Source organism: Achromobacter pestifer (genome assembly GCF_902859625.1).
Taxonomy (GTDB): domain Bacteria; phylum Pseudomonadota; class Gammaproteobacteria; order Burkholderiales; family Burkholderiaceae_B; genus Achromobacter; species Achromobacter pestifer.
The window spans coordinates 100,688-115,253 of record NZ_CADIJX010000014.1 but is presented as its reverse complement, the minus strand read 5'-3'; the positions used below and the strand labels follow the sequence as shown (position 1 = coordinate 115,253).

Genomic DNA, 14,566 nt, shown 5'->3' with positions numbered 1-14,566 from the left:
ACATCAAATGCACGTGGTTGATCGCACATCAAATGCACGTGGTTGATCGCACATCAAATGCACGCGGTTGATCGCACATCAAACGCACGTGGTTGATCGCACATCAAATACACGCGGTTGATCGCACATCAAATGCACGTGGTTGATCGCACATCAAACGCACGTGGTCGAGTAGCACATCAAATGCACGCGGTCGTGTCGCGCATCCTATCCAGGTAGGCGACTCACGCATCCTATCCAGGCAGCCGACTCGCCCATCACCTTCACGCGACCAGGAATTCTCCGATTCTTTCGACGGCTTGCCGCAAGGGCGGCAGGAATTCTTCCGTCAGCCGGTTCAAGGGAACTCGCGCGGCTTTCACGCTGACGTTCACGGCGCCGCAGGCCTTGCCGCTGGCCGAGCGCACGGGCACCGAGATGGCGCGTACGTTCAGTTCAAGCTCCTGATCCACCACCGCATAGTCTTGTTCACGGATGCGCACCAGTTCCGCGCGCAGTCGGGCTTCGGTGGTCAGCGTGAATTCCGTATAAGGTTGCAGGTCTACCGTGGCGAAATAGCGCGCCAAGGCGGGTTCCGGCAACTGTGCCAGCAGCACGCGCCCGATCGACGTGCAATACGCCGGCAAGCGGCTGCCCAGCCCCATCGACGTGGCCAACAGACGGTTCACTTCGGAACGCGCCAGATACAGCATCTCCTGGCCTTCCATGATGGCCAGCGCGCAGGTTTCGTTGACGGCGGCGCTAAGCTCTTCCAGCACGGGTTGGGCCAGTGACACAAACGGCGTCGACGAAAAGTAGGCGTAGCCCAGGCCCAGGATGCGTGGCGTCAGCACATAGAGCCGGCCATGCTGTTCGGCAATGCCCAACAGGATCAGGGTGTGCAGGCAACGCTGCACGACGGCGCGTGGCAGATTAGCGCGCCGGCTCAGTTCCGCGGCGGTCTGCGGATGGCGGCGCGTGCCGAACGCGCGGATCACATGCAGGCCGCGTGCCAGCGTCAGCATGTAGTCCGGATCGCCGCGCAACTGGTCGGGGTGATCTTCCGCCGCAAGCGGGGCGGCGTAGCCGGGTGGGGGAAGATTGGGCAGCATCAACCTGCGCGCAGCGGAGCGCCCGTTCGTGCCTGTAGTTCGTTCAGTGTCATGCCGTCGATCATATCCCGAACCACCAAGCCGTCCGGCGTGACATCGATGACGGCAAGATCCGTGTAAATACGGTCCACCACGCCCGCGCCCGTCAGCGGATAGGTGCAGCGTTCGACGATCTTCGGATCGCCGTTCTTGCTGTTGTGTTCCATCATGATGAACACGCTGCGCGCACCCACCGCCAGGTCCATCGCACCGCCCACGGCCGGCGCTTCGCCCGGCTTGGCCAGCGACCAGTTGGCCAGGTCGCCGTTGGCCGCGACCTGCATGCCGCCCATGACGCAGATATCCAGATGGCCGCCACGCATCATCGCGAACGAATCCGCGTGGTGGAAGTACGAGCCGCCTTGCAGCAACGTCACGGGCTGCTTGCCCGCGTTGATCAGGTCCAGATTGATGGCGTCATCCGCGGGGGGCGGGCCCATGCCCAGGATGCCGTTTTCGCTGTGCAGCACGATCTCGCGGCCAGGCGGAAGATGGGCCGCCACCAGCACCGGCATGCCGATGCCCAGATTGACATAGCTGCCGTCGGGGATGTCCAGGGCCAGGCGGCGTGCCATGGCCTCGCGGGTCAGGGGGCGATGCATGCGGGCTCCTTCAACTGGAAAAGGCGGCATTGGCCACCTGGGTGACGCGCGTGACGAAGATGCCTGGCGTCACGATGGCTTCGGGCGGCAGGTCGCCCAGTTCCGCCTTGGCGCGCACCTGCACGATGGTGGTCTTGGCCGCCATGCACATGATGGGGCCGAAGTTGCGGGCGCTCTTGTGATAGGTCAGGTTGCCCCAGCGGTCGCCCTGATCGGCCTTGACCAGCGCGAAGTCGCCATGCAGCGGCGTCTCGAAAACATGGCCGCGTCCGTCGATCATGCGGGTTTCCTTGCCTTGGGCCAGTTCTGTGCCGTAGGCGGTGGGCGTGAAGAAGCCGCCCAGACCGGCGCCGGCTGCGCGCAGCCTTTCGGCGATGGTGCCTTGGGGCACGCATTCCAGCTCGATGCCGCCTCGGCGGTACAGGTCGTCGAAGACCCAGGAGTGCGAGGCCTTGGGAAATGAGCAGATCACTTTGCGCACGCGCCCGGCCTTGATCAGCGCGGCCAGCCCGGTTTCATGGTTGCCGGCGTTGTTGCTGACCACGGTCAGTTCGCGCGCGCCTTGATCGATCAGCGCGTGGATCAGTTCGGTGGGCATGCCCGCGCCGCCGAAGCCGCTGATCAGCACGGTGGCGCCGTCGTGGATGTCCGAGACCGCGGCCTCGGGGGTGTCGATGAACTTGTTGATCATGATGGGGACTCCGATCGGGTCAGGCGTGGCGCAGTGCCACGCCCGATCCGCGTTCAATTCACGGTGATGCCGGCCTGCTTGATGATTTCGGCATAACGCGCCGAATCCTTCTTCATCAGTTCCGCGAATTGCGCCGTGGTGCCGCTGACGGGCAGAAAGCCCGCATCCACGAATTTCTGCTTCACATCGGGTTCCTTGACGATCTCGCTGATCTCGCGCGCCATGCGTTCGATGATCGGCTGGGGGGTGCCTGCGGGCGCCATCAGTCCGGCCCACGATCCCGTCACGAAACCCGGCATGCCCGCTTCTTCCATCGTGGGGATGCCGGGTTCGGTGGGCCAGCGTTCCTTGCCCGTGAACGCCAGCGCCTTCAGCCGGTTCTGCTTGACGTATTGCATCGGCACCAGAATCGGGTCGAACACCATGGACACGCGGCCGCCCAGCAGATCGGTCAGGATCGGGGCGCTGCCCTTGTAGGCGACGTGGGTCATCGTGATCTTGTTCTGCAACGCGAAGTCGGCGCCGGTCAGGTGCGCGCTGGAGCCATTGCCGCTGGAGGCGTAGGTCAGCTTGTCCGGGTTCTTGCGGGCGTAGGCGACCAGATCGGCCACGGACTTGACGGGCAGGTCTTCGGCTACGAACAGGAACAGCGGCAAGTCGGCCATCTGCACCACCGGTGTCAGGTCGGCCGGCTTGTAGGTGAGCTTGTACAGATGGAAGTTGATGATGTAGGCCGGCAGCATGGACAGGAACGTGTAGCCGTCGGGGTCCGACTTCGCCGCGATCGCCGAACCCACGCTGCTGTTGGCGCCCGGACGGTTTTCCACAATGATGGTTTGCTTCAGGCGCGGCCCCAGCTTTTCCATGACGATGCGGGTCACGATGTCGGTGGACCCGCCCGGCGTGTAGGGCACGATGATCTTGATGGGCTTGTTGGGCCAGTCATCCGCTGCCTGGACGGGGCCGGCGCTCAGGCCCGCCGCGGCAAGCGCGGACAACAACAGGGTCTTCAGGGCCATGCGGCGATGCGCTGCTGCGTGGCGAGGCTGCAATTTGCTTGCTTGTGCCATGGATTTGTCTCCTCCATGAATCGGCCGAGTATCGATGCGCGCCCGGGGTTTTTGTTGTGGCGCGATCGGCTTTTCTGTTGCGCGGCGGTGCCGCTGAGCGGACATGCCGCGAAAAAAAGTATGGCATGCAAGCGCACGCCAGGACGGGTCGGGATGGGCTGATAAAGTTCGATCACCGAACTACATGGGTCTGGCTGCCGTCCCAATTCCCTCGGGTTTCCACTAAGTCATATCGCGTTGTTCACGCTGTGGACATCGCGTAATCTGGCGGCCGGCCCACCAAAACAGGGCCCGGTTTCAGCCGGGACGGCTTACAAGCCTGCCCGGGGCATCCATCTCAGGAGAGGCAATAATGAAGCGGTCCATCTTGTTTGCAGCCGGCGCGCTCGCCCTGGCTTGCGCGTCCCAGGCGGCGGTAGCCGGCCCCACGCTGGATGCGGTGAAGAAAAAAGGGTTCGTGCAGTGCGGCCTGACCGACGGCGTATCCGGCTTTTCCGCCACCAACAGCAAGGGTGAATGGGAAGGCATGGACGTGGATATTTGCCGCGCGGTCGCCGCGGCGGTATTCGGCGATTCGAGCAAGTTCAAGGGAACGGCGCTGTCGACCCAACAACGCTTCACCGCGCTGCAATCGGGTGAAGTCGACGTGCTGCTGCGCACCGTCACGCTGACGCAGACGCGCGACACCTCGCTGGGCCTGTCTGCCGTGGCCGCCAGCTTCTATGACGGCCAGGGCATCCTGGTGAACAAGAAGCTGGGCGTCAAAAGCGCCAAGGAACTGAACGGCGCCACCGTCTGCGTGCAGCCGGGCACCACCACCGAACTGAACCTGGCCGACTGGTTCCGCGCCAACAACATCGAATTCAAACCGGTCGTGATCGACAAGGTGACTGAAGTCGTTCGCGCCTTCGAGTCCGGCCGTTGCGACGCCTTCACCGACGATGCTTCGCAATTGGCCGCCGTGCGCGCCACGCAAGTCGCCAACCCGAACGACTTCGAGATCCTGCCGGAACGCTTCTCGAAGGAACCGTTGGGCCCCATGGTGCGCCAGGGCGACGAGAACTGGCTGGGCATCGTGCGCTGGACGCTGTTCGCGCTGCTGGAAGCCGAGGAATACGGCATTACGCAAAAGAACGTGGATGAGATGCTGAAGAGCAATAATCCCAACGTGCTGCGCATCCTGGGCGTGACGCCCGGCGCTGGTAAGAACATGGGCCTGGATGAAAAGTGGGCCTATAACGCCATCAAGGCCGTGGGCAACTACAGCGAAGTGTTCGAGCGCAACGTCGGCAAGGACAGCAAGCTGGGCCTGCAACGCGGCACCAACGCGCTGTGGAACAAGGGCGGCGCCATGTATCCGTGGCCGATCCGCTGACGCGCCTGAACCAGGAACGGCCCGCGTTGCGGGCCGTCATCCGACGCTAGCCAGGCCCCTGCATCGCGGATTCCGCTTTGCAGGGGTTTTCCATTGTCGGCGATGAACATCGACGGGCCGTGATGGCCGGCGTGGTTCGGAGACCGTGGTCTAGGGAATGATCGTGAAGTAGGGCGCTGACCGCCCATCCGGCGTTTGCCGGAATACGGCGGATACCCGTTGCCCGATGCGCAATGCACGAAGATCGCAGTCAACGAGGTTGCTCAAGAGGATCGGGCCTTCGTCCAACTCGATATACGCCAGCGCATAGGGCGGATCGGCGCGTTCGATGATGCTGAAAGCGTAGAGGCTGCCTTGGCCGCTTGCGGGCTTCCAGTCCGTATCGTCGCTGGCGCACAGCGGGCAGACGATGCGTGGATACCAATGGGCGCGCTTGCATTGATTGCAGGTTTTCAGCAGCAATCGCTGTTGTTCCGCCGCGGCCCAGAACGGCGCGGTCTCGGGGTACGCCAGGGCATAAGGGTCGTCCAGATAGGTCGTCCGCTCGATGTGGCTGTTCACACGTTACTCCCGTTCAAGAATCAAGGTGGAATGCGCATGGGCCACGCCCATGACCATGCCTGGACCCGATGCCAAGGCCAGGTTGCAATCAGGCACTTGCACTGCCGGGTGCGCTTCTCCGCGCAGTTGGCGCACCGCTTCAATCACTTTCGTCATGCCGCCTCGGTTTGAGGGGTGGTTGTTGCACAGGCCGCCGCCATCGGTGTTGAACGGCAGTTTCCCCCGGCCCGAGATCAGATTGCCCTCGGCGGCAAAGGGGCCCGCCTGGCCCTTCTTGCAAAAGCCCAGGTCCTCCAGCTGCATCAACACCATGATGGTGAAGTTGTCGTACAGAGACGCATACTTCACGTCGTCGACCGAGATGCCGGCTTCGGCGAACGCCAGCTTGCCGCTGGCGACCGCGCCCGATGTTGTGGGCTCGATATAGCCGCCTTTACTGGTCTTGATGCTTTCCCCTGCGCCAATGATCTTCACGAGAGGCCGTGAAAGGCGCTTGGCGATCTCTGGGCTGGTCAGCACCAACGCGCCACCGCCATCCGTGATGACGCAGCAGTCCAGGCGATGCAAGGGGCTTGCAATCACGGGAGAGGCCAGCACGTCCTCGACCGTGACAGGTTTGCGCAGCGCCGCCAGCTCGTTGTATTGCGCGTGATGCGCGGCGGCTACCTTGACGGCTGCCAGCTGTTCGGAGGTGGTGCCGTATTCATGCATGTGGCGTTGGGCCAGCATGCCGTATATGCCGGTGATGGTGGATCGATACGGCCTGTCCCAAGGCGTTTCCGGCCGTTCAGGACCCAATTCCCGTGGCACGGTGCCGGTGGCCATGCCGCTGCTCTTGGGCTTGCCCGCCAGCGTGATCAAGGCCACCGAGCATTTGCCTTGGGCGATCGCCAGCGCGGCATGGCGGACGTGCACCATGTACGAGCAACCGCCAAGCTCGGTGCCGTCTATCCATTTCAGGTCAAGATTCAGGTATTCCGCCATGGACAGCGGGCTGCCGCCCGGTGCGTCGCCGGCGCAGAAGTACCCGTCCACGTCCTTGATGCTCAAGCCGGCATCGCGCAGGGCGCCCAAGGCACACTCTGCGTGAAGCTGGGTAACGGATTTGTCGGGCGCATACCGTGTGGGATGTTCGTATGCGCCCGCGATGTAGGCCTTGCCCTTGATGGTCATAAGCTACCTGGCGGTCAGAGTTTCGGGATATTGCCGTCGCGGATCACGCGGCCCCATTTCGCATATTCGTCTTGCACGAACTTCGCGGTTTCCTCAGGCGTCGCCACCACGGGAATCAGCGCAGCCGCGTCCAAGGTCTTGCGCAGTTCCGGATTGGCCTGCGCGTTGTTGATGACTTGGTTCAGACGCATCGTGACCTCGGGCGGAGCGCCCTTCGGCAAGAACGCAGCAATCCAGCCAACGACCTCAAACCCCGGTACGCCTGATTCAGCGATGGTGGGCACGTCCGGCAATTGCGCCTCGCGTTTGGCCGTGGTGACCGCAATGGCCTTGATCTTTCCTGATTTGATCTGGCTGATGGCGGCTCCGATGTTCGCGAACATGAAGTCCACGTGGCCGCCAATCAGGGCCGACATGGCCTCGGAGGGACCGCCATAGGGCACGTGCATGTAATTCAGGCCCTTGACCTCTTGTTTCAGCAGTTCAGCGGCCAAGTGAGCGGAACTGCCGACGCTGCCCGAGGCGTAGTTGATGTCGCCCGGCTTCGCCTTGACGTACTTGATGAACTCGTCGAAGTTGTTGGCGGGAAATGAGGCGTTGACGACCAGCACGTTCCCGTTCAGCCCAAACATCGCCACCGGTTGGAAGTCCTTGATGGGGTCGTAGGGGGTGGACGCCATCAGCTGCGGATTGATGGCGTGGGTGACGTTCGTGCCCAGCAGCAAGGTGTAGCCATCGGAGGGCGCGCGAGCCACGTAATTCGCACCGATGAGCGCCCCCGCGCCAGGCTTGTTTTCCGTGATGAGCGGTTGCTTGAGGGCATCAGACATGTATTTCGCGAAGGTTCGGCCAGTCAGGTCGGTGATGCCGCCCGGCGCGAAGGGAATGACGAATTTGATGGGTCTGGCCGGGTAAGCCTCTTGGGCATGAAGATTGACGCTAAGCATGCCGAGTGCCAAAACACATGCTTTGAAAAGGCGGTGTCTGATGCGCATTGCTGTCTCCTTGGTTGCCTGAAGGCTTGTCTGCGGACGGCTTGTCAGTCAGCTGACTTGACGGTCCTGGCCAGCCCAGTACTTTCTTCTGATGGTCTTGCGGTCAATCTTTCCTAGCGCCGTGAGAGGAAGCTGGTCTTCGAACACCACGGCTTTCGGCGCATTCACGACGCCCTTGTTGCGGGTGACGTACTGAATGATCTCGGCCTCGCTTGCGCTGGCGCCAGGCTTGAGCACCACGACGGCGGTGACGGCTTCACCCCATTTCTCGTCAGGCACGCCGATGACGGCGGATACGGCAATGTCGGGATGCAGGGCCAGACAATTCTCGACTTCGCTGGGATAGACGTTGAAGCCACCCGAAATGATCATGTCTTTCACGCGGTCAACGATGTACACATAGCCAGCGGCATCCATGCGCGCCATATCGCCGGTGTGCAGCCAATCTCCCGCGAAGGCCTTCGCGTTTTCTTCCGGCCGGTTCAGGTAGCCGTCCATGACGAGCGGGCTGCGCACGCATAGTTCGCCGATGTCTCCCAGCGGCACATCTTGCAGCTCAGGGCCAAGCAGCTTCACCTGATTGCCCGCGACGACTCTGCCGCAGGAGCCCAGCAACCCGGGGCGGGCCGGGTCGTGGTCTTGCTTGCGCAGATAGCAGATCGTCATCGGCGCTTCCGCTTGACCGTACAGTTGGCCAAACACCGGTCCAAATTTCCGCAGTGCTTCCAGCAGCCTGGACGGTGCCATGGGGGCCGCGCCATAGAGCACCAGTTCCAGGCTTGAACAATCGCTGTCGACCAGATCGGGATGGTCCAACAGGCCGTAGATCTGGGTGGGCACCAGAAAGGTGAAATTGATGCGGTGCTGCCGCACGCGCTTGAGGAAATCGGCCGGCGAGTATTTCTCGCTCAGGTACACCGTGCCGCCTCGAATGAGGGTGGGCAGGATCAAACCGCCTGCCGCGTGCGAGATCGGGGTGGTCACCAGATACCTGATGTGTTCAGGCCACTCGTAGGTTCCCAGCATTTGAAGCACCATCGTGACGGTGGTGCGGTGGGCGTGCAGGATGCCTTTGGATCGGCCGGTCGTGCCGCCGGTGTACGACAGCTTGGTGATTTCCTCTGGGTAGGCGTCAAGCTCAAGATCGCTGCCGTCCATCGCCGCCGCCTCGCTGGCAAGTCCGGCGTGGTCAACGGTGCGGTCAAGCGGGAGCACCAGTGGGATGATGCCGCGCGCTTCGATGGCTTGGGCACGCTGGGCGTACAGGCTCGCATCCACCACCAAGGCCTTCACCTGCGCGTCTTGCAGGACGAAAACGTGATCTTCCTCCGAGGCCATGGGATGCAGTGACACTGCCTTCAGGCCGATGAACTGCGCGGCGATGATGGCGGCGATGGCTTCGGCACGATTGCTGACCAGGAAGGCGATCGCATCTTGTCTTTGCAAACCCTTGGCGCGAAGCAAGCGTGCAATGCGATGGCACTGCGCTTCCAGCTGCGAATAGGAAAGAGACGCTTGGTTGGACACGATCGCCGTGGCCTCCGGAAACGCCTTGAATGCCGAACGGTACAGGGACGCGACCGTAGCGCCTTCGTACAGGGAAGTAGAGGGATACCGCATGTCTCCGTCACCTTTTTTTGGTACTGGAATTTATTGTCTGGTACCGATTTGAGATGACAAGCGGTACTGTGTCAATATTATTGGTACCGAAAAGGCGCTTTTCATGCCTAGGTGTTTTACCTAGGCGTCGTAGAATTCCCGTCTTCGATACCCCCCGGTTTTTCCATTCCAGAGGCATGCGGCGATACATGGCGAAGCGACGTACCGATGAAGTCTTCATCAAAGAATTGACCGCGTTGTTGATCGTTGAGGGCGTGTCTTCGCTGACAATCGCCGACATCGCGCAACGTCTGCAATGCTCGCGCCGGCGCATTTATGAAATCGCGGACACCAAGGAAGAACTCTTCGTCAACGTTTGCCGGCAGGTGCTGACTGCAAATTTGGAAAAGGGTTTTGTGGCAGCGCGCAGCGAATCCAACGGTGCCAAGGCGATTGCGATGTACCTGCGCGCGACGTTGAATGCATCGGGCTTGAGCAAGGCAGCGTTGACGGATCTGGACGCAACCGAAAGTGGCCGTGCGGTTTTCGACGAGTATCAACTGGCGCGTGTGCGCGGCCTGGAAGCCATGATCGACGACGGCGTGCGCCAAGGGTTGCTGGTGCCGCACAACCCGCGACTCGTCTCGGAAGCGATTCTGGGGGCCGCCCATCGCTTGAGGAACCAGCGATTTCTGGAGGAAACCGGCCTGTCGATCGGCGCCGCCTTCACCGAGTTTTATGAAATCGTGCTTAATGGCTTGCTCGTCAAGCCGCACGGGGGCGAGGCTTCCGATGGCGATGAGGCAGGGGCCGGGCAGCAGCGCTGACGTAGCGTTGGCAGAATCTTCCAGGCATCGCCCTGCGATATAAGCGAACCGATATGCGGTACGCTATGCGCTTTGCCACTGCACGCCCCGTGCCATGACCCTGACTCGAAATCCCGAAGATTCCCCGTTGTTCGTCGCGGCGTTGGCGCGCGGCGTTTCGGTATTGCGGGCGTTCAGGCAAGGGCAACCCGCCATGACGCTGCCGGAACTTGCCGAGGTCACAGGGTTGAGCAAAAGCGCCGTCCAGCGTTTCACGCATACGTTGTGGACGCTTGGCTACCTGCGCAAGGACCCGGCCAGCAAGAAGTTCTCGCTGGCGCCTTGGTCGCTGGAACTGGGCATGAACTATGTGCAGACCAGTCCGCTGGTGCTGGGCGGCAACCCCTTCCTGCACACCTTGAATCGCAACAGCCAAGAGACATGCAGCCTGGCTGAGCCGGATGGCCTGGACATGGTCTACGTGGCGCGTTTTGCCACCCACAAGGAAATGTTCGTCAACATGCCCGTGGGCATGCGCTTGCCCCTGTATTGCACGGCCGCGGGCCGCGCGGTGTTGGCCAAGTTGAATCCAGAGGTGGCGCGAAGCCTGTTGGAGCGCTGCGACCGCAAGCCGCATACGCCAAACTCGATCACGTCCCTGGATGCCTTGCTGGCCGAGCTGGATTTCGCGCGGCGCCACGGCTATGCGCGCTCGAATGGCGAGTTCTACCCTGGCGACATCACGGTCAGCGCGGCCGTGTTGGATGCGGGCGGCACCCCTTTGGGGGCCGTGAACGTGTCCGTGCCTTCCAGCCGCTGGTCATTTGAACAGGCGCAAGCCGTCTTCGGCCCGCAAGTGGTGGAAACCGCGCACGCCATCAGTGCATCACGCACGCTGGGCCGTTCCCATCCCTTCTACGAGATGGAACCGCCCGGGGGCGCGCTGCGCGGCATGATGCCGTCCTCCGACGACGACGCCTGACCCCTGCGCGATGCCGCATTCCGGTGCCAGGTTTGCACCAGTGCGGGGCGCGTGCGCGCTTATTCCAAACTAAAACACTCAACTATTTTTGTCGCCTCTAGGGGGAACTCCCTAATTGGCCGCCTGGGTTTTTGCTTGCTAATCTATTTATGACACGATCGTATCGTCTAGCGATTTGATTGAATCTAAATAGAAGTTCCGATCGCTAGGCGTGGTCGGGATTCCCAGCCCCCAGGAGCCGCGCAGTGCCGCAGACATCTGAAGTCAGTTTCAACCCCGTTGCCGGGTTCATGGGCCTGCCGTCGGCTCGCGATGCGGGGGCGGGCAAGGCGCGCGCTTGCGTGGTCGGCATCCCGTTCGATTGCGGCACGCACCCGTTCCGTGTGGGCTCGCGTCAGGGGCCGGACGCGATCCGGGAGCAATCCAGGCTGTTGCGCCCCGTGGATATCTTCCGCCGCAACGGGATCGACAATCCGCCGGAATTTCTGCGTGCCATCGATGTGGGCAATGTCGCCTGCCATCCTGGTGATCCGGATGCGTCCTATCCGCTGATCGAAGCGGGTATCGGCGCCATCCTGGACGCTGGCGCCATCCCGATTTCGATGGGAGGCGATGGTGCCGTGACCCTGCCGCAATTGCGCGCGGTGGCGCGTCGCCATCCGGATTTCGTCGTGCTGCACTTCGATTCGCATACGGATACCTATCCCATCCCCGGCTACAACACCGCCACGACCTTCACCCGCGCCGCCGAAGAAGGACTGCTGGACGTGGCTTCCAGTTTTCACGTGGGCACCCGGGGAAGCTCCTTCATGCCGGGGGTGCTGGAATTCGGGCGCGAGGTTGGCTACACGATCGTGCCCTACGACGATTTTGATCAGGACCAGAAGGCCACGCTGGCCGACATCAAGCAGCGCATTGGCCAACGTCCCGTCTATCTGTGCTTTGACATGGACATCTTTGATCCCTCTTGCGCGCCGGGCGTCTGCACGCCGGAGTGGGGGGGACTGACGGCCAAGGAGGGGCTGGCGCTGTTGCGCCAGCTTGCCGGCCTGAACTTCGTGGCGTTTGACGTCAATACCGTGTCGCCGCCGCAAGACGTCCAGGGGGCCACCGCCTTCCTGGCCGCCACCGTGATGCAGGAATTCTGCGCGTTGGCGGCGGTAGCTGTGCAGCAGTACCCGCAAGGCCGTCCGGCTTGAGCCGCAGCGCCCGGGGTATTCATTCATTCAAGGGGAAAACGATGACACTCAAATCCATCCTGCTGGGCATGGCCGCTGCCAGCCTGTTGGTCCAATCAGGTGCGCAGGCGCGCACGCTGGACGAAGTGCGTGCTGAAAAGAACCTGGCCGTGGTCACGACGGCATCCGCGCCACCGCACGGGTTCAAGAATCCAAAATCCAATCAGCTGGAAGGCATCATGGTGGACGTGGCCGCAGGCGTGGCCAAGCACCTGAAGGTTTCGGACAAGCTGTCCGACGTCCCGTTTTCGGGCCTGATTCCCACGCTGACTTCCGGGCGCGCGGATGTCATGTCCGCGCCGCTGTTCATCACCGAAGAGCGGGCAAAGGCCATCGACTTTTCGGCGCCTGTCTACGAATGGGGCGAGGGCATCGTCGTCAGCGACAAGGCCGCCAAGAAGTACACCAAGTTTGAAGACATGCAGGGGCAACGGGTGGGCGTGCTGGTGGATTCGGTCCAGTTCAACATGATCAAGGACATGCCGGGCACCAAGGTCACGACCTACCAGGACTATTCCACCTTGCTGGCGGATGTGCGTGCCGGCCGCATCGACCTGGGCATCGTGGATCCTCCCAGCATCATCTATCAGATCCAGACGAAGAACATCCCGGGCGTGAAGCTCGATACCGGCTACCAGCCGCAGCGCAAGTGGCAGGTCGGGATGGCCGTGCAGAAAGGCAACGCCGCGCTGCTGGACGCAGTCAATGGCGCCTTGGCCGAGATGAAGCAGAACGGAGAGATGGCCGCCATCGGCAAGAAATGGGGCGTGTCTGACTTGATGAGCAAGTAAGGGCCGCAACCGGCACGGATAAGGAGCACGACTTGGATCTCGCTACGCTGCGCATGTACCTGACCCCTTTGGCCGAGGGCACGGTCTGGACTCTGGCGCTGTTTTTCTGTTCGGCCTTTCTGGCGGTGGCGCTGGGCCTGGTCGTCTGCTTGTGCCGCTTGTCGCCCTCGCGGCTGTTGAGCCGTGGCGCGCGCTTCTACATCGAAGTGATACGGGGCACGCCGCTGCTGCTGCAATTGTTCTACATCTACTACGGCTTGCCCGAGATGGGCGTCGTGATCAACGGCTTTGTCGCGGGCGTGCTGGGCCTGACCCTGAACTTCGGCGCCTACCTGGCCGAATTGTTCAGAAGCGGCATCCAGTCGGTCGATAGCGGGCAGTACGAGGCCGCCCGCGCGCTGGGCCTGCGCAAGGTGCAGCGGCTACGCCGCATCGTATTGCCGCAGGCGCTGCGCACGGTATTCCCGGCGTTGGGAAACTATGCGCTGGTGCTGATCAAGGAAACGTCGCTGGTTGCCGTCATCAGCGTGTACGAACTGATGCGGGCGGGCGAGATGCTGGCAGGCGCGACATTCCAGGCGTTGACGGTCTACACGATGGTGGGCGTCATCTACTTCGCCATGTGCAGCGTGCTGTCCTACTTGTTCCGGCGTTCCGAAAAGCGCCTGACCGTGCCGGGCTACTGGAGCGGTGCGGGCGAAAACCACGATATTTCCAAGGCCTGACATCATGAATGCACAGAATGCTTCGGCCCCGATCATCACCATGGAAGGTGTCAGCAAGTGGTATGGCGAATTTCAAGTGCTGGATGACCTGGCGCTTGAGGTGTCCCCAGGAGAGAAGCTGATCCTCTGCGGTCCATCCGGCTCGGGCAAGTCCACCACGATCCGCTTGCTGAACCGGCTGGAAGAACATCAGAAAGGCCGTATCGTGGTCGACGGCATTGAACTCAACGAAGACGTGAAGAACATCGAGCGCATCCGCGCGGAAGTCGGCATGGTGTTTCAGCACTTCAACCTGTTTCCGCACCTGACCGTGCTTGAGAACTGCACGCTGGCGCCCCTGCTGGTCAAGGGCGTGCCGGCGCACGAAGCCCGGGCGTGCGCCATGAACTATCTGGAGCGGGTCAGGATTCCGCAGCACGCGGACAAGTATCCCGGCCAGCTCTCGGGTGGCCAGAAGCAGCGCGTGGCCATTGCGCGCGCCCTGTGCATGCAGCCCAAGATCATGCTGTTCGACGAACCGACCTCCGCCCTGGACCCCGAGATGGTCAAGGAAGTGCTGGACACCATGGTCGCGCTGGCCAAGGACGGCATGACCATGGTCTGCGTCACGCACGAAATGGGCTTTGCGCGAGAAGTCGGCGACCGGGTTGTTTTCATGGACCAGGGGACCATCGTGGAAGCCGACACGCCCGAGAATTTCTTTGGGGCTCCTCGCTCAGAGCGTGCGCAGGCGTTCCTGGGCCAGATATTGGGTTGATCCCCCAACGGCGGTTATGCTAATTCCGGCTGGCGGAACGTAGCGGACGGATCGGGAATGGTTCCATCTCC

15 protein-coding genes are annotated in these 14,566 nt (G+C 62.1%); 7 read left to right on the top strand and 8 right to left on the bottom strand.

All coding sequences use genetic code 11. The features are described from left to right. Nucleotides 1-263: 263 nt before the first annotated feature. From HV753_RS29500 to HV753_RS29485, 4 genes are read right to left on the bottom strand one after another with little or no spacing between them, the layout of a single operon-like run. On the bottom strand, nucleotides 264-1,091 hold the full coding sequence (locus HV753_RS29500; RefSeq protein WP_175178112.1) for an IclR family transcriptional regulator domain-containing protein: 828 nt from the start codon (nucleotides 1,089-1,091) through the stop codon (nucleotides 264-266). After that, nucleotides 1,091-1,732: a 3-oxoacid CoA-transferase subunit B gene (locus HV753_RS29495; protein WP_175178111.1), complete on the bottom strand. Its 642-nt coding sequence runs from the start codon at nucleotides 1,730-1,732 to the stop codon at nucleotides 1,091-1,093. The genes HV753_RS29500 and HV753_RS29495 overlap by 1 nt, the downstream gene beginning before the upstream one ends. Nucleotides 1,733-1,742: 10 nt before the next feature. After that, nucleotides 1,743-2,423, bottom strand: coding sequence for a 3-oxoacid CoA-transferase subunit A (locus tag HV753_RS29490; protein WP_175178110.1), 681 nt, complete (start codon nucleotides 2,421-2,423; stop codon nucleotides 1,743-1,745). A 53-nt stretch (nucleotides 2,424-2,476) separates the two neighbouring features. Then, the gene (locus HV753_RS29485; protein WP_175178109.1) at nucleotides 2,477-3,493 is read right to left on the bottom strand and encodes a Bug family tripartite tricarboxylate transporter substrate binding protein; all 1,017 of its coding nucleotides are present in this window, start codon (nucleotides 3,491-3,493) and stop codon (nucleotides 2,477-2,479) included. Between the two features lie 352 nt (nucleotides 3,494-3,845). On the opposite strand from HV753_RS29485, the gene HV753_RS29480 reads away from it, so the two are divergent. Next, complete coding sequence (locus HV753_RS29480; RefSeq protein WP_175178108.1) at nucleotides 3,846-4,868, top strand: amino acid ABC transporter substrate-binding protein; 1,023 nt, start codon at nucleotides 3,846-3,848, stop codon at nucleotides 4,866-4,868. Nucleotides 4,869-5,018: 150 nt separating this feature from the next. Here the strand turns inward: HV753_RS29480 and HV753_RS29475 are convergent, their stop codons facing one another. The 4 genes from HV753_RS29475 to HV753_RS29460 all read right to left on the bottom strand — a co-directional run bounded on the left by HV753_RS29475 (nucleotide 5,019) and on the right by HV753_RS29460 (nucleotide 9,217). Then, the gene (locus tag HV753_RS29475) at nucleotides 5,019-5,429 is read right to left on the bottom strand and encodes a Zn-ribbon domain-containing OB-fold protein (RefSeq protein WP_246288423.1); all 411 of its coding nucleotides are present in this window, start codon (nucleotides 5,427-5,429) and stop codon (nucleotides 5,019-5,021) included. Between the two features lie 3 nt (nucleotides 5,430-5,432). Further along, nucleotides 5,433-6,602: a thiolase domain-containing protein gene (locus tag HV753_RS29470; RefSeq protein WP_175178107.1), complete on the bottom strand. Its 1,170-nt coding sequence runs from the start codon at nucleotides 6,600-6,602 to the stop codon at nucleotides 5,433-5,435. Nucleotides 6,603-6,616: 14 nt separating this feature from the next. Beyond that, nucleotides 6,617-7,549 carry a Bug family tripartite tricarboxylate transporter substrate binding protein gene (locus HV753_RS29465; protein WP_246288422.1) on the bottom strand — a complete coding sequence of 311 codons (933 nt, stop codon included), beginning with the start codon at nucleotides 7,547-7,549 and terminating at the stop codon, nucleotides 6,617-6,619. A gap of 96 nt (nucleotides 7,550-7,645) precedes the next feature. Then, nucleotides 7,646-9,217, bottom strand: a complete 1,572-nt coding sequence (locus HV753_RS29460; RefSeq protein WP_175178105.1) for an AMP-binding protein — start codon at nucleotides 9,215-9,217, stop codon at nucleotides 7,646-7,648. A 188-nt stretch (nucleotides 9,218-9,405) separates the two neighbouring features. On the opposite strand from HV753_RS29460, the gene HV753_RS29455 reads away from it, so the two are divergent. The 6 genes from HV753_RS29455 to HV753_RS29430 all read left to right on the top strand — a co-directional run bounded on the left by HV753_RS29455 (nucleotide 9,406) and on the right by HV753_RS29430 (nucleotide 14,495). Beyond that, nucleotides 9,406-10,023, top strand: a complete 618-nt coding sequence (locus HV753_RS29455) for a TetR/AcrR family transcriptional regulator (protein WP_175178104.1) — start codon at nucleotides 9,406-9,408, stop codon at nucleotides 10,021-10,023. A gap of 94 nt (nucleotides 10,024-10,117) precedes the next feature. Further along, complete coding sequence (locus HV753_RS29450; protein ID WP_175178103.1) at nucleotides 10,118-10,984, top strand: IclR family transcriptional regulator; 867 nt, start codon at nucleotides 10,118-10,120, stop codon at nucleotides 10,982-10,984. A 290-nt stretch (nucleotides 10,985-11,274) separates the two neighbouring features. Beyond that, nucleotides 11,275-12,183, top strand: a complete 909-nt coding sequence (locus HV753_RS29445) for an arginase family protein (RefSeq protein WP_175178116.1) — start codon at nucleotides 11,275-11,277, stop codon at nucleotides 12,181-12,183. A 41-nt stretch (nucleotides 12,184-12,224) separates the two neighbouring features. Beyond that, nucleotides 12,225-13,013 (top strand): ABC transporter substrate-binding protein, encoded by a 789-nt coding sequence (locus HV753_RS29440; protein ID WP_175178102.1) that lies wholly within the window; start codon nucleotides 12,225-12,227, stop codon nucleotides 13,011-13,013. Between the two features lie 32 nt (nucleotides 13,014-13,045). Further along, the gene (locus tag HV753_RS29435) at nucleotides 13,046-13,738 is read left to right on the top strand and encodes an amino acid ABC transporter permease (protein WP_175178101.1); all 693 of its coding nucleotides are present in this window, start codon (nucleotides 13,046-13,048) and stop codon (nucleotides 13,736-13,738) included. Between the two features lie 4 nt (nucleotides 13,739-13,742). Next, nucleotides 13,743-14,495, top strand: a complete 753-nt coding sequence (locus HV753_RS29430; protein ID WP_175178100.1) for an amino acid ABC transporter ATP-binding protein — start codon at nucleotides 13,743-13,745, stop codon at nucleotides 14,493-14,495. Nucleotides 14,496-14,566: the final 71 nt, after the last annotated feature.

Excerpts from the sequence above, each read along its gene's own strand:
- HV753_RS29500 (WP_175178112.1), bottom strand. The coding sequence starts at position 1,091 with ATGCTGCCCAATCTTCCCCCACCCGGCTACGCCGCCCCGCTTGCGGCG.
- HV753_RS29495 (WP_175178111.1), bottom strand. The coding sequence starts at position 1,732 with ATGCATCGCCCCCTGACCCGCGAGGCCATGGCACGCCGCCTGGCCCTG.
- HV753_RS29490 (WP_175178110.1), bottom strand. The coding sequence starts at position 2,423 with ATGATCAACAAGTTCATCGACACCCCCGAGGCCGCGGTCTCGGACATC.
- HV753_RS29485 (WP_175178109.1), bottom strand. The coding sequence starts at position 3,493 with ATGGCACAAGCAAGCAAATTGCAGCCTCGCCACGCAGCAGCGCATCGC.
- HV753_RS29480 (WP_175178108.1), top strand. The coding sequence starts at position 3,846 with ATGAAGCGGTCCATCTTGTTTGCAGCCGGCGCGCTCGCCCTGGCTTGC.
- HV753_RS29470 (WP_175178107.1), bottom strand. The coding sequence starts at position 6,602 with ATGACCATCAAGGGCAAGGCCTACATCGCGGGCGCATACGAACATCCC.
- HV753_RS29465 (WP_246288422.1), bottom strand. The coding sequence starts at position 7,549 with ATGCTTAGCGTCAATCTTCATGCCCAAGAGGCTTACCCGGCCAGACCC.
- HV753_RS29460 (WP_175178105.1), bottom strand. The coding sequence starts at position 9,217 with ATGCGGTATCCCTCTACTTCCCTGTACGAAGGCGCTACGGTCGCGTCC.
- HV753_RS29455 (WP_175178104.1), top strand. The coding sequence starts at position 9,406 with ATGGCGAAGCGACGTACCGATGAAGTCTTCATCAAAGAATTGACCGCG.
- HV753_RS29450 (WP_175178103.1), top strand. The coding sequence starts at position 10,118 with ATGACCCTGACTCGAAATCCCGAAGATTCCCCGTTGTTCGTCGCGGCG.
- HV753_RS29445 (WP_175178116.1), top strand. The coding sequence starts at position 11,275 with ATGGGCCTGCCGTCGGCTCGCGATGCGGGGGCGGGCAAGGCGCGCGCT.
- HV753_RS29440 (WP_175178102.1), top strand. The coding sequence starts at position 12,225 with ATGACACTCAAATCCATCCTGCTGGGCATGGCCGCTGCCAGCCTGTTG.
- HV753_RS29430 (WP_175178100.1), top strand. The coding sequence starts at position 13,743 with ATGAATGCACAGAATGCTTCGGCCCCGATCATCACCATGGAAGGTGTC.